The 25,528-nt window shown below is 73.7% G+C and carries 17 protein-coding genes; 7 read left to right on the top strand and 10 right to left on the bottom strand.

Going from position 1 to position 25,528, the window contains the following annotated elements; all coding sequences use genetic code 11:
* Nucleotides 1-70 precede the first annotated feature (70 nt).
* Complete coding sequence (gene lpdA, locus ACZ4WQ_RS31145) at nucleotides 71-1,471, bottom strand: dihydrolipoyl dehydrogenase (protein ID WP_311725426.1); 1,401 nt, start codon at nucleotides 1,469-1,471, stop codon at nucleotides 71-73.
* A gap of 85 nt (nucleotides 1,472-1,556) precedes the next feature.
* On the opposite strand from lpdA, the gene ACZ4WQ_RS31140 reads away from it, so the two are divergent.
* Nucleotides 1,557-1,931, top strand: a complete 375-nt coding sequence (locus tag ACZ4WQ_RS31140) for an RNA-binding S4 domain-containing protein (protein ID WP_311725425.1) — start codon at nucleotides 1,557-1,559, stop codon at nucleotides 1,929-1,931.
* Between the two features lie 52 nt (nucleotides 1,932-1,983).
* Here ACZ4WQ_RS31140 and ACZ4WQ_RS31135 read toward each other — a convergent pair whose 3' ends face one another.
* The gene (locus ACZ4WQ_RS31135) at nucleotides 1,984-3,207 is read right to left on the bottom strand and encodes an FAD-dependent oxidoreductase (RefSeq protein WP_398373348.1); all 1,224 of its coding nucleotides are present in this window, start codon (nucleotides 3,205-3,207) and stop codon (nucleotides 1,984-1,986) included.
* Between the two features lie 239 nt (nucleotides 3,208-3,446).
* Between ACZ4WQ_RS31135 and ACZ4WQ_RS31130 the strand changes: the two genes are divergently transcribed.
* Nucleotides 3,447-4,172, top strand: coding sequence for a peptidoglycan-binding domain-containing protein (locus ACZ4WQ_RS31130; RefSeq protein ID WP_311725423.1), 726 nt, complete (start codon nucleotides 3,447-3,449; stop codon nucleotides 4,170-4,172).
* A gap of 51 nt (nucleotides 4,173-4,223) precedes the next feature.
* Here ACZ4WQ_RS31130 and ACZ4WQ_RS31125 read toward each other — a convergent pair whose 3' ends face one another.
* The 7 genes from ACZ4WQ_RS31125 to ACZ4WQ_RS31095 all read right to left on the bottom strand — a co-directional run bounded on the left by ACZ4WQ_RS31125 (nucleotide 4,224) and on the right by ACZ4WQ_RS31095 (nucleotide 17,173).
* Nucleotides 4,224-4,979 carry a LuxR C-terminal-related transcriptional regulator gene (locus tag ACZ4WQ_RS31125; RefSeq protein ID WP_385336800.1) on the bottom strand — a complete coding sequence of 252 codons (756 nt, stop codon included), beginning with the start codon at nucleotides 4,977-4,979 and terminating at the stop codon, nucleotides 4,224-4,226.
* 305 nt (nucleotides 4,980-5,284) lie between these two features.
* Nucleotides 5,285-8,110, bottom strand: coding sequence for an AAA family ATPase (locus ACZ4WQ_RS31120; RefSeq protein ID WP_468022600.1), 2,826 nt, complete (start codon nucleotides 8,108-8,110; stop codon nucleotides 5,285-5,287).
* Entirely contained in the window at nucleotides 8,100-10,805 is a 2,706-nt protein-coding gene (locus tag ACZ4WQ_RS31115; protein ID WP_468022599.1) for a helix-turn-helix transcriptional regulator, read from the bottom strand. The genes ACZ4WQ_RS31120 and ACZ4WQ_RS31115 overlap by 11 nt, the downstream gene beginning before the upstream one ends.
* Before the next feature lie 59 nt (nucleotides 10,806-10,864).
* Nucleotides 10,865-13,792: a helix-turn-helix transcriptional regulator gene (locus ACZ4WQ_RS31110; protein WP_468022598.1), complete on the bottom strand. Its 2,928-nt coding sequence runs from the start codon at nucleotides 13,790-13,792 to the stop codon at nucleotides 10,865-10,867.
* A 313-nt stretch (nucleotides 13,793-14,105) separates the two neighbouring features.
* Nucleotides 14,106-14,594 carry an ATP-binding protein gene (locus ACZ4WQ_RS31105; protein WP_311725418.1) on the bottom strand — a complete coding sequence of 163 codons (489 nt, stop codon included), beginning with the start codon at nucleotides 14,592-14,594 and terminating at the stop codon, nucleotides 14,106-14,108.
* Complete coding sequence (locus ACZ4WQ_RS31100) at nucleotides 14,591-14,785, bottom strand: DUF5999 family protein (RefSeq protein ID WP_311725417.1); 195 nt, start codon at nucleotides 14,783-14,785, stop codon at nucleotides 14,591-14,593. Before ACZ4WQ_RS31100 ends, ACZ4WQ_RS31105 begins: the two co-directional genes overlap by 4 nt.
* Before the next feature lie 177 nt (nucleotides 14,786-14,962).
* Nucleotides 14,963-17,173 (bottom strand): ATP-binding protein, encoded by a 2,211-nt coding sequence (locus ACZ4WQ_RS31095; protein ID WP_468022597.1) that lies wholly within the window; start codon nucleotides 17,171-17,173, stop codon nucleotides 14,963-14,965.
* 303 nt (nucleotides 17,174-17,476) lie between these two features.
* On the opposite strand from ACZ4WQ_RS31095, the gene ACZ4WQ_RS31090 reads away from it, so the two are divergent.
* A complete protein-coding gene (locus ACZ4WQ_RS31090) occupies nucleotides 17,477-19,765 on the top strand; it encodes an ATP-binding protein (protein ID WP_468022596.1) in 2,289 nt (762 codons plus the stop codon).
* Between the two features lie 150 nt (nucleotides 19,766-19,915).
* Nucleotides 19,916-21,856 (top strand): pyridoxal phosphate-dependent aminotransferase, encoded by a 1,941-nt coding sequence (locus ACZ4WQ_RS31085; RefSeq protein ID WP_398373332.1) that lies wholly within the window; start codon nucleotides 19,916-19,918, stop codon nucleotides 21,854-21,856.
* Nucleotides 21,857-21,955: 99 nt separating this feature from the next.
* Here the strand turns inward: ACZ4WQ_RS31085 and ACZ4WQ_RS31080 are convergent, their stop codons facing one another.
* Entirely contained in the window at nucleotides 21,956-22,360 is a 405-nt protein-coding gene (locus tag ACZ4WQ_RS31080) for a hypothetical protein (RefSeq protein ID WP_311725413.1), read from the bottom strand.
* 128 nt (nucleotides 22,361-22,488) lie between these two features.
* Between ACZ4WQ_RS31080 and ACZ4WQ_RS31075 the strand changes: the two genes are divergently transcribed.
* The 3 genes from ACZ4WQ_RS31075 (at nucleotide 22,489) to ACZ4WQ_RS31065 (ending at nucleotide 24,460) form a co-directional block, all read left to right on the top strand.
* Nucleotides 22,489-23,349 (top strand): helix-turn-helix domain-containing protein, encoded by an 861-nt coding sequence (locus ACZ4WQ_RS31075; protein ID WP_311725412.1) that lies wholly within the window; start codon nucleotides 22,489-22,491, stop codon nucleotides 23,347-23,349.
* Nucleotides 23,350-23,586: a DUF397 domain-containing protein gene (locus tag ACZ4WQ_RS31070; RefSeq protein ID WP_311725411.1), complete on the top strand. Its 237-nt coding sequence runs from the start codon at nucleotides 23,350-23,352 to the stop codon at nucleotides 23,584-23,586. It abuts the gene before it with no gap.
* Between the two features lie 64 nt (nucleotides 23,587-23,650).
* Entirely contained in the window at nucleotides 23,651-24,460 is an 810-nt protein-coding gene (locus ACZ4WQ_RS31065; RefSeq protein ID WP_385337231.1) for an SAM-dependent methyltransferase, read from the top strand.
* Nucleotides 24,461-25,528 lie beyond the last annotated feature (1,068 nt).

The raw sequence follows: 25,528 nt of genomic DNA, 5'->3' as shown, positions 1-25,528 counted from the left end.
TGGTCTTTTTAGCACATTTAGGGCATTCGCACCCCGTCGACGCCCGAGGCCACGGTCCGCCGGGGCCGGGTCACATGTTGACCATGTGGCCCGCGAGGCCGTGCACGGCCTCCTTGACCGCCTCGGAGAGCGTGGGGTGGGCATGGACATTGCGCGCCACCTCGTGGGCGGTCAGATCCCAGCGCTGCGCCAGCGTCAGCTCCGGCAGCAGCTCGGTGACCTCCGGGCCGATCAGATGGCCGCCCAGCAGCTCGCCGTGGCGGCCGTCCGCGATCAGCTTCACAAAGCCGGCCGGGTCCCCGAGGCCCTGCGCCTTCCCGTTCGCGGTGAACGGGAACTTCGCCACCCGCACATCGAAGCCCAGCTCCCGGGCCTGAGCCTCGGTCCAGCCGAAGCTGGCGATCTGAGGCTGACAGAAGGTCGCCCGCGGGATCATCACATAGTCCAGCGCCATGGTCTCCGCGCCCGCGATCGTCTCGGCGGCGACGACCCCCATCGCCTCGGCCGCATGGGCGAGCATCAACATCGCGGTGACGTCCCCGACCGCGAAGATGTGCGGCACGTTGGTGCGGCAGTAGGCGTCGACGGCGATGGCACCCCGCTCGGTCAGCCCGACGCCGGCGTTCTCCAGGCCGTAGCCGGTGACCCGCGGCCGGAACCCGATGGCCTGGAGCACCGCCTGGGCCTGGAGCGTCTGCCGCTGGCCGCCCGTGGTCACCATGACCTTCACCGAGGGGCCCGCGTCGTTGATCGCCTCGACCCGGGTGGAGGTGAGGACGTCGATGCCGAGCCTGCGGTAGCGGCGGGCGAGCTCCGCGGAGACCTCCTCGTCCTCCAGCGGGACGATCCGGTCCAGGAACTCCACGAGCGTCACCCGCACCCCGTAGCTGCGCATGATGTACGCGAACTCGACGCCGATGGCGCCCGCGCCCGCGATGATCACGCTCTCGGGCAGCTCCGGACTGAGGATCTGCTCCTCGTACGTCACCACGCGCTCGCTGAGCGAGGTGCCGGGCAGCAGATTGGTGACCGCGCCCGTGGCGATCACACAGTGGCCGAAGGTGAGCACCTCCGTTCCCCCGGCGGCCAGGTCGATCCGCAGCGTACGGTCGTCGAGGAAGGTGCCCCGGCCGTCGTACTCCGCGATCTCGTTCTTCTTCATCAGGTAGTGGACGCCCCTGACCCGCCCGTCCGCGACCTTGCGGCTGCGCTCATAGGCCGCCCGGTAGTCCGGGATCACCTGCCCGTCCACCCGGATGCCGAAGGTCTGGGCCTCCTCGGTGAACAGATGGACCAGCTCGGCGTTCCGCAGCAGGGCCTTGGAGGGAATGCAGCCCACGTTCAGACACACCCCTCCCCAGAACCGCTCCTCCACGACGGCCACGGACAGCCCGAGTTGCGCGGCGCGGATCGCCGCCACATAGCCGCCCGAGCCCGCCCCCAGGACCACGACGTCAAAGTGTGCGCTCATGCGTCGCACCTTAGACAGCAATCCCGGATAAAGCAGGACGTACCGACCTGGACGGAGCCGATAGAGTCAGAGCATGGCTTCAGGGATGGCTTCAGATGAGGGGCCCGTGCGGGTCGACAGCTGGATCTGGTCCGTACGGCTGACGAAGACGCGGTCGCTGGCCGCCACGGCCTGCCGCGGCGGCCACGTCCGCGTCAACGGGGATCGCGTCAAGGCGGCCCAGGCCGTGCGGCCGGGGGACGAGGTGCGGATCTTCCACGCCGGGCGGGAGCGGATCGTCGTCGTGAAACGCCTGGTGCGCAAGCGGGTCGGGGCGGCCGTGGCGGCCGAGTGCTTTGTCGACAACTCCCCTCCCCCGCCGCCGCGCGAGGAGCTCGCCGCGGTCGGCCATCGCGACCGCGGCACCGGCCGGCCGACCAAGCGGGACCGCCGCGACATGGATCGGCTGCGCGGCCACTGAGCGACCGCGCCGCAGCACCCCGGCCCGCGCCGTCCTGCGCGCCGGCCACGGCTCAGCGCAGGGCGGCGGCGGGCGGGCGCTCGCGCTGCGCGCCGTAGGCCAGGAAGTACGCCGGGACCCGCTTCAGCCAGGGCACCGCGTTCAGCACCCGCACCACCCGGGCCCCGCCCCCGCGCGGGATGCGGCCGGCCAGCAGCGGCTCGATGACGCGGGCATGGGCGATCCGCTGGAGCGCCTGCGTCCCCGCAGCGGTCGGCCATCGGCGGCGCTGCACCTCGCGCACCTCCCGCAGCCCCACGGTGCCCTTCCCCAGCGGCCCGGCGAGGATCCGGGCGGCGGCCACGGCGTCCTCGACGGCCAGGTTGATGCCGATCCCGAACACCGGCGACATCGCGTGCGCCGCGTCCCCGATGCACAACAGCCCGGGGCGGTGCCAGCGCCGGAGCCGGTCCATCCGTACGTCGAGCAGCTTGACCTCGTCCCACGACCGCAGCGCATGGGTGCGGTCCGCCAGCCACGGGGCGATCTCCGCGAACTCGGCCATGAACGGGTCCAGGCCCGCGGCGCGCCGGGCCGCGTCGGTGCCCTTGGGGATCAGCACGGCGCACTGCCAGTACTCCCCCCGGTCGATCATTGCGGTCAGAAAGCGGTCGCCCGCGTTCCCGACCAGGCCCCGCGGGTCGCCCTCGTGCCGGGGCAGCCGGAACCACCAGGCGTCCATCGGGCAGAGGAACTCCCGCAGCCCCAGCTCGGGCAGGCGCCTGGCCAGCGACCCGCGGCCGTCGCAGGCCACGGTCAGGGTGGCCCGCAGCTCGCCGACGCTCCCGTCCTCGGTGCGGTAGCGCACCCCCATGACCCGGCCGCGCTCCATGAGAAAGGAGGTCGCCTCGGTGTTCATCCGCAACCGGAAGGAGGGCTCCCGCTCGCCCTCGTCGGCCAGCAGGTTCAGCAGGTCCCACTGCGGGACCATGGCGACGTAGTTGTACTTGCCCGGCAGCGAGCCGATGTCGCCGACGGTGAACAGCGAGCGGCCCGGGCCGATCGGCAGCTGGACGGTGCGCACATGACGCTGCGGCAGCGCGGCGAACCGCTCGGCGAGACCCAGCTCGTCCAGGAGCGTCAGCGTGCTCGGATGCACGGTGTCGCCGCGGAAGTCCCGCAGGAAGTCGCCGTGCTTCTCCAGGACGGTGACCTCAACCCCGGCGCGGGCCAGCAGCAGCCCGAGCACCATCCCGGCCGGCCCGCCGCCCACCACACAACAGGTGGTGCGCTCCATGGCATCCACTCCCTTCGGCTCCCGGCCGCGGCCATTGGGGGGAACGGAGCGGCCGGTCAGGAGCCTTCCCCCTTGAGCTTCGTCAGCCGGACATCGACAGGCATCCGCAACAGATCCAGACGGAGGTACCCGGATTTCTCCCGTTGAGTCGTCCGGCCCTCCCGTCCGTATCTCCTCGTGACGTCTCGACACTGTCGACGCTATCGACGGAATCGACGGTCTCGACAGAGGAGGTCTGTATGGCTGCTGCCGGAACCGATCCCGAACAGCCCACCGGACGGCAGGTGATCGAGCCGACCCGGATCTTCCGCGCGGGCGTCAAGTCAGGCAAGGACGACGACCCGCCGGTCGATCCCTGGATGGAGGATCTGGACCTCTTCCGCCCGCTGATCGCGTCGGCGCCGCCCCGCGTGTACAACAGCGCCGACGCGGACACCGAGGAGTTCGAGCCGGGGCTGGGGACGGCCACCGAGCCGACGGCCACCGCCGCCGAGCCCGAGCCCGAGGCGCCGTCCCGGAACCGGCCGCGCACCGCCGCCCTGGCCGTCGCGGGGGCGGCCGGCGCGGCCGTCGCGCTCGCGCTCGTCCTGCTCCTGTCCGGTTCCGAGGGATCCACCGCGGCACCGTCGGACCCGGGGCGCGGTACCTCGGCCCCCGCCGCGCCCACCGAGTCCGCCGAGCCCACCGCCCCTACCGAGTCCGCCGCGCCCGCCTCGCCGGGCGGGGACGACCCGCAGGGCCAGGCCCCGGTGCTGTCCCTGGGGGACAGCGGCCCGGAGGTCTCCGAGCTCCAGTCCCGGCTGCTGCGGATCCCGGACGTCTACACCGGCGGGGCGGTCAACGGCCAGTACGACCAGAGCCTCGCCTCCGCCGTGGCACGCTTCCAGCTGTGGTACGGGATCCGCGGCGACGAGGACGGCGTGTACGGCGACGACACCCGGCGCGATCTGGAGTCCCGCACCTGAGCCCGACAGTCGCCGTGCCCGACGTACCGTGGCCGGCGTGCCGCGACCGGTTCACTTGACGAAGTCCCGGACGACCCTCGGAGGCCAGGAGCCGACTTCGAGCACGCCCATCGAGTAGGCGCGGGAGACCAGCGCGGCCCGGTTGGGGACCCGCAGCTTACGGAGCAACCGCGTCACGTGGTATTCGACGCCCTGGCGGCTGAGGTAGAGCCGGGACGCCAGGGGGATGGTCGAGATCCCGGCGGCGATGCCTTCGAGAATGCGTGCCTCGATCTCGGTGATGACCTTCTTGTGCTGGGTGACGACGTCGGCGTCCTCGAAGCCGTCAGCGGAGCGCATCACCACCAGGATGGAGGCGACGCGGGAGGTCTCCCCGCGCACCGCGACCGCCGTGAGCGCGCTGGTGAACGCGGCGCCCTCGGCCGAGACGGCGACGACGTGGGTGGCGAACCGGCGGCGGCTGCCGTCGACGAGCCGGGCGAACTGGTGTCTGAGCGGGTGTCGCAGGCTGGGGTGTGTCAGGTCGCAGAAGCCCCGGCCGCAGACGTCCGCGGAGGAGCCCCCGAACTGGCGGAAGAACTCCTGGTTCGCCTGCTGGACGAGCAGGCTCGCGTCGAGGCGGGCCACACACGCGCCGGGCTGGTCGAACTGCCCGAGGAGGTCGGCGTAGTCGAGCTGATCGCGTCCTGCGTCATGGGAGGTTGGCTGAACTGTGCCTGCCGGTGCGGGGGTCGCCAATGGCCTGCCGCCCTTCGTGGACCGTTCCCCGGAAATAACGGGAACGAAATAGTTGTCGTGCATTTTCATATTCCGGTTCGGAGACTAGGTAGCCCCGGCCAGGGGAGTCAACGTCCACCGGAGCGGGTCGGCAAATCCTGTGGTGGGTACGGCGGATGGTTCGGTCCGCGGGCCGCGGTTTCGGTGCCTCGGTACGGTGTCGCCGCTGGGCGCACCGTCCCCATGGTCAACGCTCTGACCTGCTCGGCAGGTTGCCCCGTCGAGAGACGGACAGGGTGTGGCGCCCGGTGCGGGAGCGGGGACCGAACCCCCGGGCCCGGCATGCCGAGGGGACCCGTTGAGTACCGGGCCCGACCGGCGGTGCATTAGCGGCGTTAACTCCCTTTGACCGCCTGGAGCCTGGGCAGTGCGGCGATGAGTTCACGCCGCCCGGAAACGGCCAGCTTGCGATAGGAATTCGTCAGGTGCTTCTCGATGGCACGAGATGACACGCCCAGCTCTCCGGCGATCTCCGTATTGGTCAGCCCCCGGCCGGCGAGGGCGACCACCCGGCGCTCGGTGCGGGTCAGCACCCGCTCCGGCCGGACCGCGGCGCCCGGGCCGTCGCTGCGGGCCCGTTCGACCAGCCATGGCGCCTCGCACTCGGCGGCCAGCGCCGCGGCCTCCCGCAGCAGTTCCCCGGACTCGGCGCGGCCTTCGAGGCGCCGGCCCAGCACCAGCAGGGCGCGGGCGAGTTCGAGTTCGTTGGCCGAGCGGCGCAGCACGCCGACCGCCTCGCGCAGCAGGGCCTCCCCCTGATCGCCGCCCAGCAGCGAGCCCTTGAGCCGCAGGGCCCGGCCGATGGCCACGGGGGCGCCCCACTCCTCGGCCCGCAGCCGCTCCTCCTCGGCGAGCGCGAGCGCCGAACGGATGTCGCCGAGCCGCTGGTAGAGCCCGGCCGCGCGGGGCCGCCACGGGAACAGCACCGGGTTGCGCCAGCCCGCCGCCTCCAGCCTTCGGCCGCTGGCCATCAGGATCTCCACGGCGGCGGCCCAGTGGCCGCGGTGGGCGTCCACGGCCGCGCCCAGGAACTGAAGGCCTGCCGTCAGGGTCAGGCAGGAGGACCGGTGTTGTGAGGCGCGGTCCAGCATCCGCTCGATCAGCGCGGGATCGCCCATCTCCAGGGCTGTGAAGATGAGGGCGACGGTGGAGGTGACGCCCAGTTCGTGCCAGTGGGCCTCGGACAGCCGCAGCGCGCGCTCGGCGTGCGCGTGGGCCCGGGCGGCCCGGCCGCGCGCCATGAACACCATCGCCCGCTCGAGGTGGCCGAATCCGTCGGCGACCGTGGCGGCCGCGTGCGGCCGGCCGATCCGCTGCTCGACGGACAGCCAGGTGCCGAGGGCGTCGACGGAGTCGGCGGCGACCAGGGTGACGGTGGTCAGCGGCAGCGCGGAGTACACCCGCGCGGTCGCGGCCGGCTCGCGCTCCAGGAGGCGCCCGGCCAGCCGGGTGAGCTCGGCCGCGGGCAGCCGGCAGGCGAGCATGGCGGCGTAGAGCAGCACCGCGACCAGTTCGCGCTCGGCGGCCGTGGCCGTCGGCGGCTCCGCCCCCATCCCGCCGAGCCGCTCCACCGCCGAGGCCAGCTCCGCCGGGTCCTCGATGGCGCCCTGGCGCAGCCGCGCCTCCAGCCGCAGGGCCACCTCGCGCGACGCCCCCTCCAGCGCGTCCGGCGGGCCGAGCTCCTCGGCGACCTGGCGCAGCAGGTCGCGCGCGGAGAAGGTGGTCGGGCCCATGACGGCCGGGGAGAGCCGCAGCGCCGCGGCGGCGCGGTGGGCGGCGGTGGGGAGCAGCGGGATCGCCTGGGAGATGTGGCGTTCGCAGGCCGCCGGGTCCGGGCCGCGCTCCGCGGTGGCCAGGTCGATCAGCAGCCGCGCCCGGCCCTCCCCCGACAGGGAGCCGTCCAGCAGCGCGCGCCGCAGATAGCGCATCGCGACCTCGGGGGCGCCCCGGCGCAGCGCCACGTCCGCGGCGGCCCGCAGCACGCCCACCGACCACGGGTGGCGGGAGGTGACGCCCAGCATCAGCTGTGCGGCGACCTGTTCGTCGGAGCGCCCGCCCCGGTACAGCAGCTCCGCCGCGCGGTCGTGCAGCCGCTCCCGCTCCGCCACGGACAGGGTGGACTGGACGGCGTCCGCCACGACGGGGTGGACGAAGCGGGGTTCCCGTTCGTCGGCCGCCAGCCCCAGTGCGTGGAGGGCGCGCAGCGCCGCCGCGAACCCGATCGGGTCCAGGCCGGCCAGCAGGGCGACCAGTTGAGGGTCGCCCTGGTCGCCGAGGGCCGCGATCGCGGCGGCCAGGTCGCGGATGGGGCGCGGTTGGAGGCCCACGCATCGGGCGAGCCGCTCGCGCAGGTGCGGGGGCCGGGACGCGCGGGCCGCGGCGGCCCGGTCGGCGGTCGGCCGGGGGCCGGTGTCCGCGAGGTCCGGCAGCACGGAGGTCAGCAGCAGCGGGTTGCCGGCGCAGGTCTCGTGGCAGGCGCGGATGAACTCCTCGTCGCCCGGCTCGCCGAAGTGGTCGCGGATCAGCTCCGCGGTGGCCCGGGACGACAGCGGGCGGGGGCGCAGCCGGTGTGTCGCGGCCTCGACGACCTCGCACAGCAGGGGGTCCCGGGCGCGCGGCTCGCCGTCCCGCAGGGTGCACACCAAGACGGTCCGCAGCCCCCGCAGCCGCTTGGCCAGATAGGCCAGCCAGCGCAGCGAGGGGGTGTCCACCCACTGGAGGTCGTCCACCAGGATCAGCAGCGGGCCGTCGGCGCAGACGCCTTCCAGCAGCGAGCGCAAGGCCCGCAGCACCGGTTCGAAGGCGGCGGTGGGTGCGTCGTCCGCGGGCATGGCCTCGTCGGCGGGGAACAGCCGGGCGACGTCGGCGACGTCGGCGAACTCGCGCGTCCAGCGCTCACGCAGCTCCCGGGGCGCACCCGCCAGCAGGCTGTCGAACAGCTGGCGCACCACTCCGAAGGCGAACTCCGCCTCCACAGGGGCGGCGTTGGCGCGCAGCACGCGCACGTCGTCGTCCGCGGCCCGCGCGGGCAGCCGCTGGAGCAGCGCGGACCGGCCGATGCCGAGCGGGCCGGTCAGCAGGACGAGGGACGGACGGCCCTCGCGGGCGTCCCGTAACGCCGCGCTGATCTGCGCCAGTTCGTCGTCCCGCTCATGCAACATCCGTGTCGTAGCCCTCCATCGAGCGCACCAGCGCACGCAGTTCGGCCCGGCCGCTGATCCGCAGCTTCCGGTACGCGCCGCTCAGCCGCAGCTCCACCGTACGGGTGGTGACGGAGAGCGTGTCGGCGATGTCCCGGTTGCCGTGGCCGAGACCCGCGAGGGTGGCGGTCCGCCGCTCGGCCTCGGACAGCGCGGCCCAGGCGGCGGGCCGGTCGTGGCCCGTGAAGCTGGGCGGCCTGCCCAGGCGCTGGGCGAGCGCGCGGGCCCGGGTGGCCGGTCTGCTGCCGGGGTGGGCCGCGGTGAGCCGGGTCAGCTCGGCCACCAGGGGCGCCGCGATCTGCCGCCGCCCCGCGTCCAGCTCCGCCGTGGCCAGCTCGATCAGCGCCCCGGTGTAGGCCATCGTGGCCGGGGTGGCCCGGAGGAGGCGCACGGCCTCGCGCAGCCTGGCCGTCCGCTCCTCGCGGACGGCCCGCCCGACGCCCAGCTCGGCCCAGCCGACGGCGCTCGGCGCGCCCCAGCGCCGGGCCAGGGCCAGCTCGTCGTGGCTGAGCCGCTGTGCCTCCTGGTGGTGGCCCAGCGCGTGACAGGCCCGGGCGGCCATGGAACGCCAGGGCACCAGGGCCGGGTTGTCGTACTGGAGGCGCAGCAGCCGCCGGCCGGCGGCCAGCAGCAGGTCGACCGCCTCGACCGGCCTGCCGTCGGCGATGGCCACCAGCCCTCTGGCGAACAGCAGATGGGCCCCGGCCATGCTGTTCCACGAGGCGTCGGGGTCGGGCAGGGCCGCGAGCGACTGGGCCCGCTCGCGGTCTCCGCTCTCCAGCGCGACGAGGATCCGCACGGCCCGCGCGTAGGGGGCGTAGAGGGGGTGCCAGTGGCCCTGCGGCAGGGCCCGCTCGGCGGCGGCGACATCCCGCTCGGCCAGGTCGGACCGGCCCCGGCGCAGGCTGAGTTCGCCGCGCGCGGTGAGGACGAGCGCGGCGGCGGCGCGGGCCGGGCCGCGCCGGACCTCGGCGAGCAGGACGTCCAGCCGCTGCGCGGCCTCGTCCAGGTCGTCGGTCAGGCACAGCGCCCGGCACGCCACCAGCCGGGGCAGCAGCAGCGCACCCTCGTCACCGCGGTCGGCGAAGGCGCCGCGGGCCAGCGCCCTGGTGGTGAGCAGGTCCTCGCCGCGCAGGGCCAGCTCCCAGGCGCGCACCCCCGACTGGGCGGGCGAGGCCGGGTGGCCGGGCAGCGCGGGAACCTCGTGCAGCAGCAGGTCGGTGTCGTCGTGGCGGCCCATTTCGGCGAGCCAGAACAGGGCGGTCAGGGCGTCTCGTTCGCCATCCCGCGCGACCGGCAGCGCGTCCGCAAGCGCCCGGCGTACGACATCGTTGCCGCCGCGGGCCAGCGCCAGGTCGGCGGCGCGCATCCGCGCCCCGGCGAGTTCGGGGCCCGGCGAGCGGAGGATCCGGGCGAACCGGCGGTCGCCGGCCTCCGGCGCCTCCACGACCTCGAGGGAGGCCAGCTCAAGGCTCAGCCGGGCCCGCTGCTCGCGGTCCAGCGGCTCTTCCAGCGCGCGGGTCAGACAAGCGATCGCGCGACCGTGGTCGGCGGCGCGCAGCGCGTCCGCGCAGGCGCGGCGCAGCGCGTGGACGGCCCAGGGCGCGCCGACCGGGCGGGCGGCGAGCAGCAGCGCGGCGATGGCCGCGTCGTCCACCGCGGCCCGGTGGGCCAGCTCCGCGGCGCGCGCGTACAGATCGGCCCGCTCGCCGGCGGGCATCTCCTCCAGCACCCGGGCCCGGACCTCCGGGCCGGGGAGCCGCAGCGCCGCCCCGGTGCCGGGGGCGGTGAGGCCGGTCGCCTCCAGCGTCTCGCGCAGCCCGGCCTCGTGCTCCGGACGCGGGTCGAGGAGCGTGCACACCAGGGGGAAGTCCAGCAGGTCGCCGCAGACGGCCAGGGCGCGCAGGGCCGCGACCGCCGGGGCGGGCAGGCCGCGCAGCGCGCGGGTGGCGTGGTCGGCGGTGACGGCGGCGGTGATCGCGCGCAGTCGGGGCACTTGGGCGTCGACCGGTTGGTGTCCGGCGTCGGTGAAGCGGCGCAGCGCGTCGTGGAGGACGGCCGGGTGGCCCGCGGTGGCGTCGGCCGCCGCCGCGGTGGACCGTTCCTGCCCCGGGCCGCCGCACACCAGGGCCACCGCCGCCGCGACCTCGGCCGAGTCCAGCGGGCGAAGCACCAGCCGGGTCACGGGGAGGGGCCCCGGGGCCCCGGGGTCGACCAGGTGGGCGGGGCCACTGGCACCGGCGAGCACCGCGACCGGCGCGCCGGGCAGCCGCCGTACGAGCGCCTGGAGCCAGCGCAGCGAGTGCGGGTCCAGCCACTGCACGTCCGCGACGGTCAGCAGCGTCGGCCGGTCCCGGGCCGTGCGCAGCAGCCCGGCCGGGCCCTCGGGTGTGATGTCGGCTGCGGGGCCCACCAGTTGGTTCACCGCTCCGTACGCGAGATCGGTCTCGCCGGGGGTGCCCCGGGCGCGCAGCACGCGCAGGCCGCGGTCCTCGGCGAGCCCGGCGGCCCAGCGCAGCAGCGCGTCTTGTCCGAAGCCCGCCGCGCCGGTCAGGGTGACGACCGCCGGGTGGTGTGCGCTCAGGCCGGCCACGGCCCGGGCCAGGACCGCCCGCTCACGTTCACGCCCGATGAGGGGGAGCCCGGAGAGCTGCATGCGGTTCACTATACACTGAGATTATAGTCGGGGCGGGTCCGAGCTGCGGGGCGCACCGCTCAACTCCGCCCGCGGGACGCGGAAACCCAGGCCGGCGCCCGTGGATCGGGGGCGCTCCGGGTGTGCAGCACGGCGCCGAGCTCGGCCCGGTGACCGACGCTCAACTTGCGGTAGACGCCGGTCAGATGCATCTCGACGGTGCGCACCGTGATGAACAGCGACTCCGCTATCTCGCGGTTGCCCGCCCCGGCCGCGGCGAGGTTCGCGACCGTGCGCTCCATGCCGGTCAGCAGATCCAGCGGCGAGGCGGTGATCTCCCGCATCCGCCCGCCGGAGGCGACCAGCCGCCGCCGGGCCTCCTTGGCGAGCGCGAGCGCCCCGCAGCGCCAGGCGAGGTCGGCGGCGGTCCGCAGATGCTCACGGGCGCCGCGCGGGTCGCCCGCCTCCAGCAACGCCCCGCCCAGCAGATACTCGGCCCTGGCGTGTTCGGCCCTGGCGGGCGACCGGGACAGCGACTCGACCGACTCGGCGAGAAGCTCGACGCCCCGGCTTCCCCCGGTGGTCACACCACGGGCGAGCGCGGCCAGCCCGAGCGCCCGGGACGTCCCCCACCGCTCGGCGAGGCCGGCGCCCCACTCGACGATGTCCCCGGCCTCCTCCGGACGCTTCAACTCCGCCAGCAGACAGGCCGCCTCGACCCACCAGGGCGCGAACGCCGGGTTGGTGAACCCCGTCTCCTCCAGGGACCTGCCGCAGTCCAGCAGCAGGCCGAGCGCCGTCTCGCCGTCGCCCAGCGCCCAGCGGGCCCGCGCCCGCGCCATCAGATAGAAGTGGTACTCCAGCACGAAGCCATCCAGGTTCGGCCGGTCGATCTTCTCCAGCAGCGCCTCGGCCCGCTCCGGCTCGCCGCGGTCGACGAGCGCGGTGGCCAGCGCCGTCTGAGGCATGGTCACATGGCCGCTCCAGCGCTCCCCGGCGATGATCTCCACCGCGGTCTGGGCGTCCGCCAGCGCGTCCGGGATCTCGCCCATCGCGTGCAGCATCAGGGCGCGGGAGGACAGGGCGAGCACATACGTCCACACCGCCGCGTTCTCCTGGCTGTAGCGCAGCGAGCGGTCCAGCGCCTCCAGCGAGCCCTGGACCTCGTCGGCGAGGGAGAGCGCCAGCGAGGAGAAGATCAGCGGCAGGGTGCCGGTCGCGGCGTCCGACCCCCGCTGCGCGCGCCGCGCCTGCCGCACCGCCCGCTCCGCCGAGCGGCCGTCCATCGCCGTCAGCACGCTCATCATGGCCAATATCTGACGCTGCGCCGGGGTGTCCCCGGCCGGGGCGGCCATCCGCGCGAAGCGGGCGCGGACGGCGGTGATCGTCGCCTTCTCGTCGCACCCCGTGATCAGCAGCACCGACTGGACGAGGGCGCGCAGCTCGCGGTCGGCGGGATCGGGGTGGGGGCCGGACCCCAGCTCGGCCTCCAGCGCGTCCAGGACCTCGCCGAGCACCCGCACGGCGGCGGGCGCCCGCTGCACGGTCAGACAGGCCATCCCCAGCTGGACGGCGATGGTCGCCCGGACGCGTATGTCCAGGGCCAGCTCCAGCGCCTCCTCCAGCAGCCCGATGGCCTCGCGCGGGTTGATCTCCGCCAGCGACCTGGCCAGTTGGGCGCGCGCCGACACGCTGTCCGGCTCCGCCTCCAGGACCCGGTACATATAGCGGACCGCGGCCTCGGGGGCGCCCCGGGTCTCGGCCAGCGCGGCCGCGTCCCGCAGGACCCGCGCCATCCACGGCTGGTCCACGGCGGGCACCAGCAGCAGCTGGCCCGCGACCTCCTCGGCCGGCCGCCCGGCGTCGCTGAGCAACAGGGCCGCCCTGACCCGCAGCTCGCCCAGTTCCTCGGCGGCGGCCGAGTCCAGCAGCGCCGAGCGCACCACGTCATGCGCCGGCTCCAGCCGGTCGGGGGCGACCACCTCCGCGCGCCGCAGCGCCGCCACGGCCTCCTCGACCAGCGCGGCGGGCACTCCGGCCAGCGCCCCAACGTGCTCGGCCCGCTCCGACTCCACCTCGCCGAGCACCGCGATCGACGTGGCCACATCGCGCACCCAGGCGGGCAGGCGGTCCAGCAGGGCGCGCACGGACAGCGCGACCACGCCCTGGCCCACTTCGGCGACCGCGCCCAGGCTCTTCTCGTCCGGCGACGCACCCCTGGACCGCAACTCGCCCAGCAGCCTGGCGAGCTTCAGCGGGTTGCCCCCGGAGACGGCCGCGGCGCGCTCGACGAAGGAGGGGTCCACGGGCGCCGGGAAGACCCGCCCGACCATCTCCCCCACCCCGTCCTCGGTCAGCGGCTCCAGACGCAGCGCCGTGGAGCGGGGGTGGGCGGCGATGTCCGCGAGGGCGCCGGGGGCGGCGGGCTCGGCCTCGGTGCGCCGGGCCAGCACCACCAGCAGCGGCAGGTCGTCCGCGCGGCGCAGCAGAAAGTCGATCCAGCGCAGCGACCGCTCGTCGCACCAGTGCGCGTCGTCCAGGACGAGCACCAGCGGGCCGCGCGCCGTCAGATTGACCGTGAGCCAGTAGAGCCCGTGCAGCACGGGGTAGACGGTCGCGGCCGTGCCCGGCCCCTCCTCGCCGGGGCGGGGCCGCAGGGCGGGCAACGCGCGGCGGGCGCTGCCCCGCAGCAGCGGGGATTCCTCGGCGCCGTCGGCTGTGTCGGCTTCGGACAGCCCCAAGCGGCCGAACAGGGCCCGTACGCCGCCGTAGCCCGCGTTGGTGACGACCTCGCCGCATCTGCCGTGGAGCACCGTCATGTCCCGGCACGCCCCGCCGTTCACAAAGGCGTGCAGCAGACTGGTCTTGCCGATACCGGCCGGGCCGGACAGGATGACCAACCCGGCGCGCCCGGAGCGCGCCGCCTCGGCGTGCTCACCCAGGGCCGCCAGCTCGCGGGAGCGCCCGATCAGGGAGCCGGATAACCAGGATTCGCCGGTCCGGTCCATCACAAGCCCCCTCGCGCCCCAACCCGCTGCGATAAGCCGGACAAAATATGCTACTCAATGCGATCACAAGGCTACACGAGTGATACGAAGGTGATCAACCGATGCGTCAGTGATCGGTGATGCCCTACGGAATCGGTGTTCGCGCCACCGCCGCGGCGGCCCGCCGGGCGGGCGTGGCGAGGCCCGGGGCCGGAAGTCGCGGTGGAGGGCACTCACCTTCCGGTCCCCGGGCCGTTCGGCATCACGGAGTGCGTGTTTGCGCTGTACCGTCCGATGGCATCTCCTTTCGTCGAGGGTCACATGTCGTTGTTGATCAGGGGGCGTCGGGGTGTCCCTCGGCGCCGGGACGGATGTGCAGCTCGAACCACACCGTCTTACCCGAGCCCGTCCGCTGGCTGCCCCAGCAGCGGGCCAGCAGGTCGATCATGTAGAGGCCCCGGCCCCCCTCGTCGTCCTCGCAGGCCTCACGGGCACACGGGGGCGTGGGGTCGGCGTCCTCCACCTCACAGCGCAGCGCGTCCTCCGCGGGGCACAGGCACAGCGTCAGCCGCACCGGCCCCCCGGTGTAGCGCAGCGCGTTGGTGACGACCTCGCTGACCAGCAGTTCCGCATCGTCCGTCGGGCCTGCCAGCGCCCATACGGCCAGCTGCGACAGCACCAGCCGCCGGGCGGTGGACACCGAGGAGGGATGGGACGGCAGCACCCAGGACACCCCCCGGTCGGCGGCGCGGGCTCCACGCCGCGCCGGCCGCCGGAGGGTGCCTGGCGGTGGCGCGAGGGCCACGGTGGGTGCATTCGTCATGCGGTCTGGTCCGGGGAGGTACGGGGGGCGGGGACGACGCGTCCGTCGGGGAGCAGCTCACCCGTGTCCGCGAAGATCACCACACCGTTGCACAGGAGGCTCCACCCCTGCTCGGGGTGGGTTGCCACGAGACGCGCCGAATCGTGATCGGTGGCTTCGGCGGGCGGGCAGGGAGGCTGGTGGTCACACATGGCTCGGGCCTTCGATCTTCCGCCGACTTCCGGCGGAATCCGGAATCGAGACATTCAGCATGCGTCCGGGGACATCCCCCGGGGAGGGGAGAAATCCCCGCATGGGTACCTGAGTGGTCTTTCGGGGCTCACTCGCCTCCTTTTTAGGGCTCGGTTCGCCTCCGCCCGCCGCTGGGTTCACGCGCCGGCCGAGGCCGCGCGGCGGCCGCGGGGGCGGGGCCGGTGGGGGGCGTGGAGCGCGGCGGCCGCGGCCTCGTCGTCCGTCAGCCGCGTCCCCGCCCGGTACGCGGCGGCGTACGCGGCGCCGCCCAGGTCGGCGCGCAGCCGGGCGGCGGCCTCGTCGTGCACGGCGGCCAGGTGCCGGAACCCCGAGGGCGAGGCGCCCAGGGAGCTCCACATCGCGTCCGCCGCGCCGAGCAGCCGCGCGCCGTGCCCGGACTGTCCGCCGGAGGCCGCGGTCCAGGCCAGCACCTCCAGGCACAGCGCCATCCCCCACCTGTCGCGCACCGCCCACCGGGTGCGCAGGGCGTCCCGCACCAGGGTGGTGGCGCGCCGCCGGTCGCCGCGGCGCCAGGTGTGCAGGCCCAGCGCCCACAGCGCGTAGGAGCGGGCCCACTGGGCCCCGCCGGCCTCGCACAGCGCCAGGCACTCCTCGCCGAAGGCCGAGGCCCGGGCGTCGCCGTACAGGGAGCAGGCCATGGTCAGCTGGTAGAGGGCGCTCATGACGCCGTTGCGGTCACCGGCCGCGCGGTGGCCCTCCAGCGCCTTCTCGATGAGGCGGATCGACCGGGGGAAGTCGCCCTCGTACAGCGCGAGGCCGCCCCGGTGCTGGGTGGCGCGGATCAGGGTGGGCTCGTGCCCGAGCCGGAGGGCCAGCTCCCGGCACTCGTCGAGCCGGGGCAGCGCCGCGGCCGTGTCCCCCTGGAGCGTCGCGAGCCACGCGTCCACCCACAGGGCCTTGCCCCGGGCCTCGCTGCTCTCGGGCGCGAGCCACAGCGCCTGGCCGAGCCAGTGGCGGCCCTCGCCGAGGCTGCCGCCGCAGATCCAGTGGGGCCACAGCCCTGCGGCGATCTCCAGACCGGCGCGGGCCTCGCCGGGCTCGGCGCAGCAGAACTCCAGGGCCGCGCGGAGATTCGCGATCTCGCCGCGCAGCCGGGTGAGCCACTCCTCCTGGCGCGGGGTGAGCCACTCCTCCTCGGCCTCGCGCACCAGGTCGCGGTACCAGTCGCGGTGGCGCCGCCGCGCCGCCGCGGCCTGCCCGCATCCGGCCAGCCGCGCCCGGCCGTACTTGCGGATCGTCTCCAGCAGCCGGTAGCGGACCCGGCCGCCCCGCTCCTCCCGCACCAGAACCGACTTGTCGACCAGCCCGGTCACCAGGTCGAGCACGTCCTCGCGGGCCAGGCCGTCGCCGGAGCAGATCTCCTCCGCCGCCCGCAGGTCGAAGTCCCCGGCGAACACCGACACCCGGGCCCACAGGGCCCGCTCGCCCGGGGAGCACAGGTCGAAGCTCCAGTCGACGGCCGCGCCCAGGGTCTCGTGGCGGGCCCGGGCAGGGGCGGCTTCCCCCGCCGCGGGCTCCGCTACCCCGGCCTCCCCCGCCGCGGGCTCCAGGCACCGGTCCATCCGGTCCAGCACCTGCTCGGGGTCGAGAGTCCGCAGTACGGCGGCGGCCAGCTCGATGGCCAGCGGGAGTCCGTCCAGCCGCTCGCACAGCAGGGCCACGGTGTCGGCGTTGTGCGGGCCGAGGGTGAACGAGGGCGAGGCCCGCGCCGCGCGGGCCACGAAGAGCTCCACCGCCGGGCAGCGTGCCAGCGCCTCCGGGCGGTGCCGCCGGTGCGGCTCGGGCACGGGCAGGGAGGGCACCCACAGGACCGTCTCCCCCTGCACCCGCAGCGGCTCACGGCTGGTGGCCAGCACGCACAGCCGGGGGGCGCGCCGCAGCAGGCTGTCGGCGAGCCGCGCGCAGGATTCCACCAGGTGCTCGCAGTTGTCGAGGACCAGCAGCGCCCGCTTGCCGCTCAGATGATCCCCGAGCAGCTCCACCGCCGACCGCGCGGCCTGGTCCCGCAGCCCCACCGCGCCGGCGACGGTCTGCGGGAGCAGGCTCTGGTCCTCCAGCGCGGCGAGCTCGACCGTCCACACGCCGTCCGGGAAGTCCCCGCGCACCAGATCGGCCACGCCGAACGCCAGCCGGGTCTTGCCGACCCCCGCAACGCCGGTGAGGGTGAGCAGCCGCGTACGCCCGAGCAGCCGCCGGGCTTCGGACAGCTCGCCCGCCCGGCCGACCAGCCCGGACGCACCGGCCGACACCGCCGCACCGGCCGCTCCCGGCCCGCGGGCGGGCCCGGCCCCGCCGCGGCGCCCGCCCTCGTCACGCGTCGCCGTCATGCGATGTCCTTCGCTTCCGTCCTGCCACCGCCTCCGGCCGCCGACCTGCACTCCCCACACGGCCCCAAACGGCGCATTACCACCATTCTCCCTGTGTCTCCCCCGCCCCGCCCGCCCGGCGCCTCCCCGGACCCGCGCGCCCCCAAGAGGCCAGGCATAGCCTGGAAGCGTCGGGCCCGGCCCGATGGCCCGAGAAGGAGACCCGGCGGCCGGGACTGGTTCGAGGCATCCATGAGCGCGGTGGCATCAGGCACCTCGAACGGTCGGCACACCGGAAGGCTGCCGGCCGAGGTGACGAGTTTTGTGGGGCGTCGGCACGAGGCGGCCGAGGTCAAACGGCTGCTGTCCGCCTCACGGCTGGTGACCCTGACCGGCGTGGGCGGGGTCGGCAAGACCCGGCTGGCGCTGCGGGTGGCCGAGGACGCGCGCCGCGCGTTCCCGGACGGCGTGTGGCTGGTCGAGCTGGCCGCGCTGGCCGACCCCGGGCTGCTGCCGCAGAGCGTCAGCGAGGCCCTGGAGCTGCGGGACCACTCCTCCCGGCCCGCGGTCGAGGCCCTGGTCGACCACCTGCGGGACAAGCAGGCACTGATCCTCCTGGACAACTGCGAGCAGCTGATAGAGGCCTGCGCCCTGCTCACCGGCCGGCTGCTGCGCGAGGCCCCCCGGCTGCGCGTCCTGGCCACCAGCCGGCAGGCGCTGGGCACCGCGGGCGAGCAGACCCTGGCCGTCCCGACGCTGGCACTGCCGGACGCCACGGGCCCCCGGCTGTCCACCGCGGCACTGGCACAGTGCGACGCGGTGCGGCTGTTCGTGGAGCGGGCCGGCGCCATCCTGCCCGGGTTCTCCGTCACCGAGACCAACCGGGACGCGGTGGAGCGGGTCTGCCGCCAGCTGGACGGCATCCCGCTGGGCATCGAGCTGGCGGCGGTACGGCTGCGGGCGCTGTCCGTACAGCAGCTGCTCGACCGGCTGGACGACCGGTTCCGGCTGCTCACCACGGGCTCGCGGGCCGTCCTGCCGCGCCATCAGACGCTGCGGGCGCTCGTCGACTGGAGCTACGACCTGTGCACCGGGAAAGAACAGCTGCTGTGGGCCCGGGTCTCGGTGTTCGCCGGGAGCCTGGACCTGGACGCGGCCGAGGCGGTGTGCGGCGGGGACGGCATCCACCGCGAGGACGTGCTGGACCTGGTGGCCGGGCTGGTGGACAAGTCGGTGCTGATCCGGGAGGACCACCCGGAGGCGGTCCGCTACCGGATGCTGGACACGCTGCGCCACTACGGCCGGGAACGGCTCTCGGCGGCCGGGGAGGAGGCGGTGCGGCTGCGCCGCCACCGGGACTACTACCAGCGGCTGGCGGCCACGGCCCGCGCGGAGCTGTTCGGCCCCACCCAGGTGTCGTGGTTCGCCCGGCTCCAGCGGGAGCACGCCAATCTGCGCACCGCGCTGGAGTACAGCTTCACCGAGCCCGGGCAGGCCGCGGCCGGGCTCGGCATCGCGACCGACCTGCTCTACCACTGGATCACCAGCTACTACCTCGCCGAGGGGCGCGGCTGGTTGGACCGGGGCCTGGCCCTGTGCGCCGAGCCCACCGAGACGCGCGCCCGCGCGTTGTGGACCGACAGCTGGCTGGCCATCATCCAGACCGACATCGAGGCGGCCGCCGCCATGCTGGAGGAGTGCCGGGCGCTCGGTGTCCGGCTGGGGCGCGACGCGGTCCTCGGCTATGTGGCGCTCTACTCCGGGATGATCGCCATGTGCCGGGACGACCCCGAGTCGGCGATCGGGCTCTACGAGGAGGCGGTGGTGCGCCATCGCGCCGCCGACGACCCGGTGGGGCTGGCGCTCGCGCTCATCCGGCTCTCCCTGACCCACTCCTTCCTGGGCGACTCGCCGCGCGCCATCGCGCTGGGCGAGGAGTCGCTGGCGGTGTGCGACGCGTACGGGGAGGGCTGGCACCGCGCGTACGCGACGATGGCGCTCGGCGTCGAGGTGTGGCGCCAGGGCGACCACGAACGCGCGGCCGCCCTGGAGCGGGAGAGCCTGACCTTCAACCGCTCACTGGACGACCCGCTGGGAGTCGGGGTCAACCTGGAGGTGCTGGCCTGGATCTCGGCCTCGCAGAAGGGATACCAGCGGGCCGCCAGGATATTGGGCGCCCTGCGGAACATCTGGCAGAGCATCGGCGCCCCGCTGTCGGGGTACGGACATCTCATCCGTTACCACGAGGCCTGCGCGGCGGACACCCAGCGGGCCCTGGGCAAGCAGGCGTTCCAGGCGGCGGTCAAGGAGGGCGTCCGGCTCTCCTACGACGAGGCGCTCACGTACGCGCTCCTGGATCAGCTGCCCGCCCGGGCCCCGGTCGCGGAGGCCGAGCAGCCCTCGCCGCTGACGCCGCGCGAGACCGAGATCGCGCGACTGGTCGCCCAGGGGTTGAGCAACAAGGAGATCGCGGCCGCGCTGGTGATCGCCCAGCGCACCGCCGAGGGCCATATCGAGCGCATTCTGAGCAAACTCGGGTTCAACTCCCGGGCTCAAGTGGCAGTCTGGGTGGCCGGACAGCATCGAACCGAACACGATTTTGAGGCGGAATGATAACCGCCCACTTGTTCCCCTGTCCCGAACTTCTCAAACACCCCACGAAAATCCTCAGCAGAGTGACGATTGAGGGATCATGCAGCAGGCTCTGGAGACAGAGCAGCAACGGTCGTGTCCGCACGGCCCCGTGACCGAGGAGGTCCTGCTGTGACTGTTGCCGCAGTCGGCAATTCCGGTAATGCCACGGAACTGTTCCGTGGCACCAACCACAGCCCGTCCTACTTCTCCCTCTCCCGCGCGGGAGTGGGCCAGGACGTCGTCGACTTCTGCATCCCCTGCAACCCGTACTTCCCCACGCCCGCCATGTTCGCGGTGCTGGCGGTCCGGCTGCGGGACATCCTCACGTACTACCCGAGCTCGGCGGACACCATCACCGCCGAACTGGCCAGTCTGCTGGGGCTCCAGCCGCAGACCATGGCGATGGGCAACGGCTCGACCGAGCTCATCACCTGGATCGACCACCTGCTGGTCAAGGAGAGCCTGGCGGTGCCGATACCCACCTTCGGCCGGTGGACCGACCAGCCGATGGAGACCGGCAAGCGGGTCGACATGTTCCAGCTCCCGGAGATGGACGGCTTCCGGCTCGACCCGGACGCCTTCGTCTCCTTCGTCAGGGCCCGGGGCTCGCGGGTCGCGGTGATCTGCAACCCGAACAACCCCGACGGCGGGCTGCTGTCCCGGCAGGCCGTCGTCTCCATGATGGACGCGCTCGCCGACCTCGATCTGGTCGTCATCGACGAGTCCTTCCTGGAGTTCGCCGACGCCGAGGCGTATCCGAGCGTCGTGGACGAGGCGGTACTGCGGCCCAATGTCATCGTGCTGCGCAGCCTCGGCAAGAACTTCGGCCTGCACGGGGTCCGTTTCGGCTACCTGGTCGCCAATCCGGCGCTCGCCGTCCAGATCCGCTCCCGGTTGCCGAAATGGAATCTCAATTCCTTCGCCGAGGTCATCGTCTTCATGCTGAAGCGATACCAGCCGGAGTACGCGCAGAGCCTGCGCATGCTCAGCCGCGACCGACACGATATGACCGCCCAGCTGGCCAACCTGCCCGGGCTGACGGTCTACCCGTCCCAGGGCAACTTCGTGTTCGTCAAGCTCCCGGAGGGCGCCGACGGCGCCCAGGTGCGCGACCGGCTGCTGTCCGAACACGGCGTACTGGTCCGCGAATGCGGCAACAAGCTCGGCAGCAGCAGCCAGTTCATGCGGCTGGTGGTGCGCTCCCAGCCTGATGTGCAGCGGCTGCTGACCGGGCTGAGCACGGTGCTGTACGGCACGGCCTGGTACGCCCCGCAGCCCTCCCTGGACCAGCAGCCCTCCTACCTGCTGGAGCAGCCGTCCTACATGGTGGAGCAGCAGCCGTCGTACGCCCTGCCGCAGCAGCCCTCGTACGCGCTGCCGCAGCAGACGTCGTACGCGCTGCCGCAGCCGCAGTCCGAGCTTCAGCAGCTTCTCCAGTCCGTGCAGACGCCGCAGCCCGCGCTCTACCCAGCCACCCCGCTCCAGCCCGTCCAGGACGGCTATGGGCTGTACGCGGGGCAGCAGGCGATGCCCGCGGCCTATCCCCAGCCCCAGGCGCAGCCGATGGCCGAGCTGGCCCCCGCCGCGTACACCCCCGCCGGCCAGGTGCCGTCCTGGCAGGCCCTCCAGCCCACGCCGCAGCCACAGCTCACCCAGACCTTCCAGGCAGCCCCTCAGGCCCAGCAGCAGGCGACGGGCGCGTACGCCCGGCTCCAGGCCATGCAGCAGGCCCTCCAGCAGCCGGCCCAGCAGAGCGCGCCGCAGCCCGCCCAGACCGTGCAGCCTGCCCAGCCCGCGCAGGCCGCCCAACAGCCGCCCACGGGTGGGCGGATGACGGTGTACGCGCCGGACCCGGCGGCCGTCGCGGCGGACCGCTCGTCGATGGACGACACCCTCATCTACATGCCGACGGTGGTCGCGGACCCGGCCCCCGCCCCGGATCCGGCTCCGGCTCCGGCCACTCCGGCCCCGGCGCGTCCGTCCATGGACAGCGACGACCCGCCCGGCGGGGGCGCCCTGCGCCGCTATCCCCGCCCGGCCGCGTATCTCCAGACCGACAGCGGGGCATGACGGCGGACGCGGCCCCGGGATCCGTCCCGGGGCCCGTCGGGGCCGACAGAAGCTAGCCGACAGAACCTGGCCTGGCCCAGCCGGGCCGGCCAGGCGGGCCTAGCCGGGCCAGGTCGGGGGGATCCCGGCGACCGCGCACACGGCGATGTGCAGCACCAGCGGGTGGGTGTACGGCACGGTGCCCTCGGGCCGGTGGATCAGCCGGGGCGCCTCGTCCGCCGGATCCGCTCGCCACGATCCGCCGGTCACCACCGCGCCGACCGAATACAGGGCCATCGCGGGCCAGTTGAGCCCGCAGTCCGACCGTGGCGGGACGATCCACCACCACCGTCCGGCGGCGGAATACACACAGCCCGACCGGGGCAGCAGCTCCATGACTTGACGCCCATGCCGCTCCGGCAGGGCGACGGCGTCGTATCCGGCGTCGGCGAACAGCGTGGGCGGCAGCTCCAGACGCCGTCGGCAGCGGGGCCTGGGCGGCGCCGCGTGAGTTGACGGGATCACGACGCCACTATGCGTAACGCCTTGTGCACTTGGCAAGAGGCACTCTGAAAAGTGCAGAGTCGCAAGTGCAGTGTGTCCGCTCCATTCAGGGCATGACACACTTCGGGCATCAGCTGCGGGAGGTAGAAGTGAGTGAACCGCGGTCCGCCCCGACCGTGGGCCAGGTCGTCCTGGGCAAGCGTCTGCGGGATCTGCGGGAGAGAGCGGGCCTGCGGCGCGAGGAGGCCGCCCAGGTGCTGCACGTGGCCGCCGCCACCATCCGCAGGATGGAGACCGCCGAGGTCGCCCTGAAGATCCCGTATGTGCGGATGCTGTTGGACGCCTACGGCGTCACCGGCGACGAGGCCCAGTCGTTCATCACCCTGACCGAGGAGGCCAACCGGCCCGGCTGGTGGCAGCGGTTCCACGACATCCTGCCGGACTGGTTCAGCGTGCATGTCAGCCTGGAAGGCGCGGCCGCGGTCATCCGCGCCTATGAGCCGCACTTCGTCCCCGGCCTGCTCCAGACCGAGGACTACGCCCGGGCCATCATGCGCACCGGCGCCGTCGGCCAGGTCGACACCGAGGAGGCCGAGCGGCACGTCGCCCTGCGCATGGAGCGCCAGGCGCTGCTCACCCGCGAGGACGCCCCGCATCTGTGGGTGGTGATGGACGAGACCGTGCTGCGCCGGCCCGTCGGCACCCCCGAGATCATGCGGCGGCAGGTCGAGCGGCTGCTGGCGGCCACCGAGCGGCCGAACGTCACGCTACAGATCGCGGAGTTCGCCTCGGGCCACCACCCGGGCACCTACGGGCCCTTCGTCCTGTTCCGCTTCGCTGTACCCGAACTGCCGGACATGGTCTATGTCGAGTACCTGACCGGCGCCGTTTACCTCGACGAACGTGTCGAGGTGGCCTCGCACCTGGAGGTCCTGGACCGCATGGCGGCCCAGGCGGCAACCGCACGACGCACAAAGGAAATCCTCCGCGATTTCCGCAAGGAGCTCTGAATGGATCGCATTTACAACGGCATGCGCGCGGCCGACCTCGGCAACGAGGGCTGGCACAAGCCGTGGAGCGGTGGCAACGGCGGCAACTGCGTCGAGGCCAGGAAGCTGGACGACGGCCGGGTCGCACTCCGTCAGTCCACCGATCCGGAGGGCCCGGCGCTGATCTACACCCGCAGCGAGATCATCGCCTTCATCCAGGGCGCCAAGGCCGGCAAGGCCGACTTCCTGGTCTCCTGACGCACCCGCATCTCCCGACCCACCCGCGCCGACCCCCATGGAGCGCCCGATGTCAGCACCGTCAGTGCCCGGGCCCGAATCCGGGCTCACCAGAATCGACACCAGCAGGCCGCATCCGGCCCGTGTCTACGACTACATCCTCGGCGGCAAGAACAACTACCCGGTCGATGAGCAACTGGCCGTACAGATCCTGGACATCGACCCCACCGTCGCCACCTCCGCCAAAGTCAACCGCCTGTTCATGCACCGCGCCACCGAGTGGCTCGCCCGCGCCGGCACCCGCCAGTTCCTCGACATCGGCACCGGAATCCCCACCGAGCCCAACCTCCACCAGGTGGCTCAGCGGATAGCCCCCGACTCCCGCGTGGTCTACACGGACAACGACCCGATCGTGCTGCGCCACGCCGAGGCCCTGCTGCGCAGCACACCGGAGGGCGCCACCCACTACCTCGAGGCCGATGTGCGCGAGCCGGGGAAGATCATCGACCTCGCCGCCGAGGTGCTCGATCTGAACCGGCCGGTGGCCCTGTCGCTCATCTCGCTCATGCACTTCATCCCGGACGAGCAGGGCGCCTACGACCTGGTGCGCGGCCTGATCGACGCGCTCGCCCCGGGCAGCCACCTCGTGTTCTCGCACGCCACCGCCGACGGCAGCGAGGAGGAGGCGGAGCGGGTCGTGGCCCTGTACCGCGAGGGCGGGGTGACCCTGCGGCCACGCACCCGGGCGGAGGTCGCCAGGTTCTTCCACGGCCTGGAGCCCGTCGGCCCGGCGCCCGTCCTGGTGTCGCACTGGCGGCCGGACGCCGAGACGGAGGAGCTGGCGCCCGACGACCCGCCGGTCACGGTCTACGCGGGCGTGGCTCGCAAACCCTGAGCCGGGGCCGGTGGCGGCCCCCGAGGCGACACCTGCCCGCCGCCCCGCGAGGTGGCGGGCGAGTGTCCGCGGTGGCCCCGGGCCGGCCTTCGGTGGTGGTCGCCGCTTCGCCAAGTAGCGCTGGTATACGGCGTGTTCGGCGGCCGGAGAGGTCAGGAACGGGGCGTGAATCGCGGAGACAGCCGCCCCGCCCGGTGCCCGACGGGCGGTCGGCGGCACGCCCCGGCGCACCGTGCGCCCCCGGGTGAGGCGTCCAGCGGCATGGCGTAGGCACGCATACGACACTTCACGTACGGCGCCGCGCGGCGGCGACCACCGTACGTCGTAGGCACGCTGCGCTCTCCCGGCGGTGCGGGCCCGGTTACGGGCCCTTCCCGCTCACCGGCGGACGGGGCCCGGATAAAGAGGGCGGTGATGCCCTCCAGGGTCCCGACTGGCCGACGGGGAGAGTTGATTATTCACAAGCCGCCCCGGCGGGCGGTCTGCGGAGGAAGTCGATGTGATTGCCATGGTATGCGCGGCGGCACGCATCCCGCTATACATGGACCGCCTGATTCTCCGCCAGTTTCCCACACCCCCGGCGACGGACGCCTTTTCGGGAGAAGCGCGGCCGTACAGCGGATCTTTCCCTATCCCGACTCTCGCGGACGGCCTCGTTTTGCGACCACGCCGCACGGCGGCGGGCTTCGGACCGTCGCCGGTCCGGGCCGCAGGCGCAGCGGGCGCGGCGGATATCACCGCGGCCGAGAAGAGACGGTTCAGGGACAAGGTCGATTTTACGGCTCGGCCGCGCAGCCGCGGGTTCCGTCTCCGTAGCATGCCCGGTCCGGGGGCCGAACCCCGCACCAGGAGCCGCAAATCCATACGGGCGGTAAGGAACCGGTCGGCCGGACGCTCCATCCCACGTCGGGGACCGGGGCTCCGCGTCTGCGTCTGCCTCTGCATCTGCGTCCGCACTCGACGAAGTCGCAAATCGATACGGATGAGAAGGGACGGACCACGGACAACGCCGAAATCGGGCCCCGCCGCTCCGGCCACAGCCCCACCTGGGCGCCCGGACCCGTGACG

It is taken from the genome of Streptomyces sp. NPDC028305 (assembly GCF_055569495.1).
This window is presented reverse-complemented; position numbering and strand designations above follow the sequence as displayed.

Bases quoted from the DNA above. Each gene is read 5' to 3' on its own strand.
- ACZ4WQ_RS31115 (WP_468022599.1), bottom strand. From the start codon at position 10,805: ATGCAGCTCTCCGGGCTCCCCCTCATCGGGCGTGAACGTGAGCGGGCG.
- ACZ4WQ_RS31140 (WP_311725425.1), top strand. From the start codon at position 1,557: ATGGCTTCAGATGAGGGGCCCGTGCGGGTCGACAGCTGGATCTGGTCC.
- ACZ4WQ_RS31110 (WP_468022598.1), bottom strand. From the start codon at position 13,792: ATGGACCGGACCGGCGAATCCTGGTTATCCGGCTCCCTGATCGGGCGC.
- ACZ4WQ_RS31105 (WP_311725418.1), bottom strand. From the start codon at position 14,594: ATGACGAATGCACCCACCGTGGCCCTCGCGCCACCGCCAGGCACCCTC.
- ACZ4WQ_RS31100 (WP_311725417.1), bottom strand. From the start codon at position 14,785: ATGTGTGACCACCAGCCTCCCTGCCCGCCCGCCGAAGCCACCGATCAC.
- ACZ4WQ_RS31120 (WP_468022600.1), bottom strand. From the start codon at position 8,110: ATGTTGCATGAGCGGGACGACGAACTGGCGCAGATCAGCGCGGCGTTA.
- ACZ4WQ_RS31135 (WP_398373348.1), bottom strand. From the start codon at position 3,207: ATGGAGCGCACCACCTGTTGTGTGGTGGGCGGCGGGCCGGCCGGGATG.
- ACZ4WQ_RS31130 (WP_311725423.1), top strand. From the start codon at position 3,447: ATGGCTGCTGCCGGAACCGATCCCGAACAGCCCACCGGACGGCAGGTG.
- ACZ4WQ_RS31095 (WP_468022597.1), bottom strand. From the start codon at position 17,173: ATGACGGCGACGCGTGACGAGGGCGGGCGCCGCGGCGGGGCCGGGCCC.
- lpdA (WP_311725426.1), bottom strand. From the start codon at position 1,471: ATGAGCGCACACTTTGACGTCGTGGTCCTGGGGGCGGGCTCGGGCGGC.
- ACZ4WQ_RS31070 (WP_311725411.1), top strand. From the start codon at position 23,350: ATGGATCGCATTTACAACGGCATGCGCGCGGCCGACCTCGGCAACGAG.
- ACZ4WQ_RS31125 (WP_385336800.1), bottom strand. From the start codon at position 4,979: ATGAAAATGCACGACAACTATTTCGTTCCCGTTATTTCCGGGGAACGG.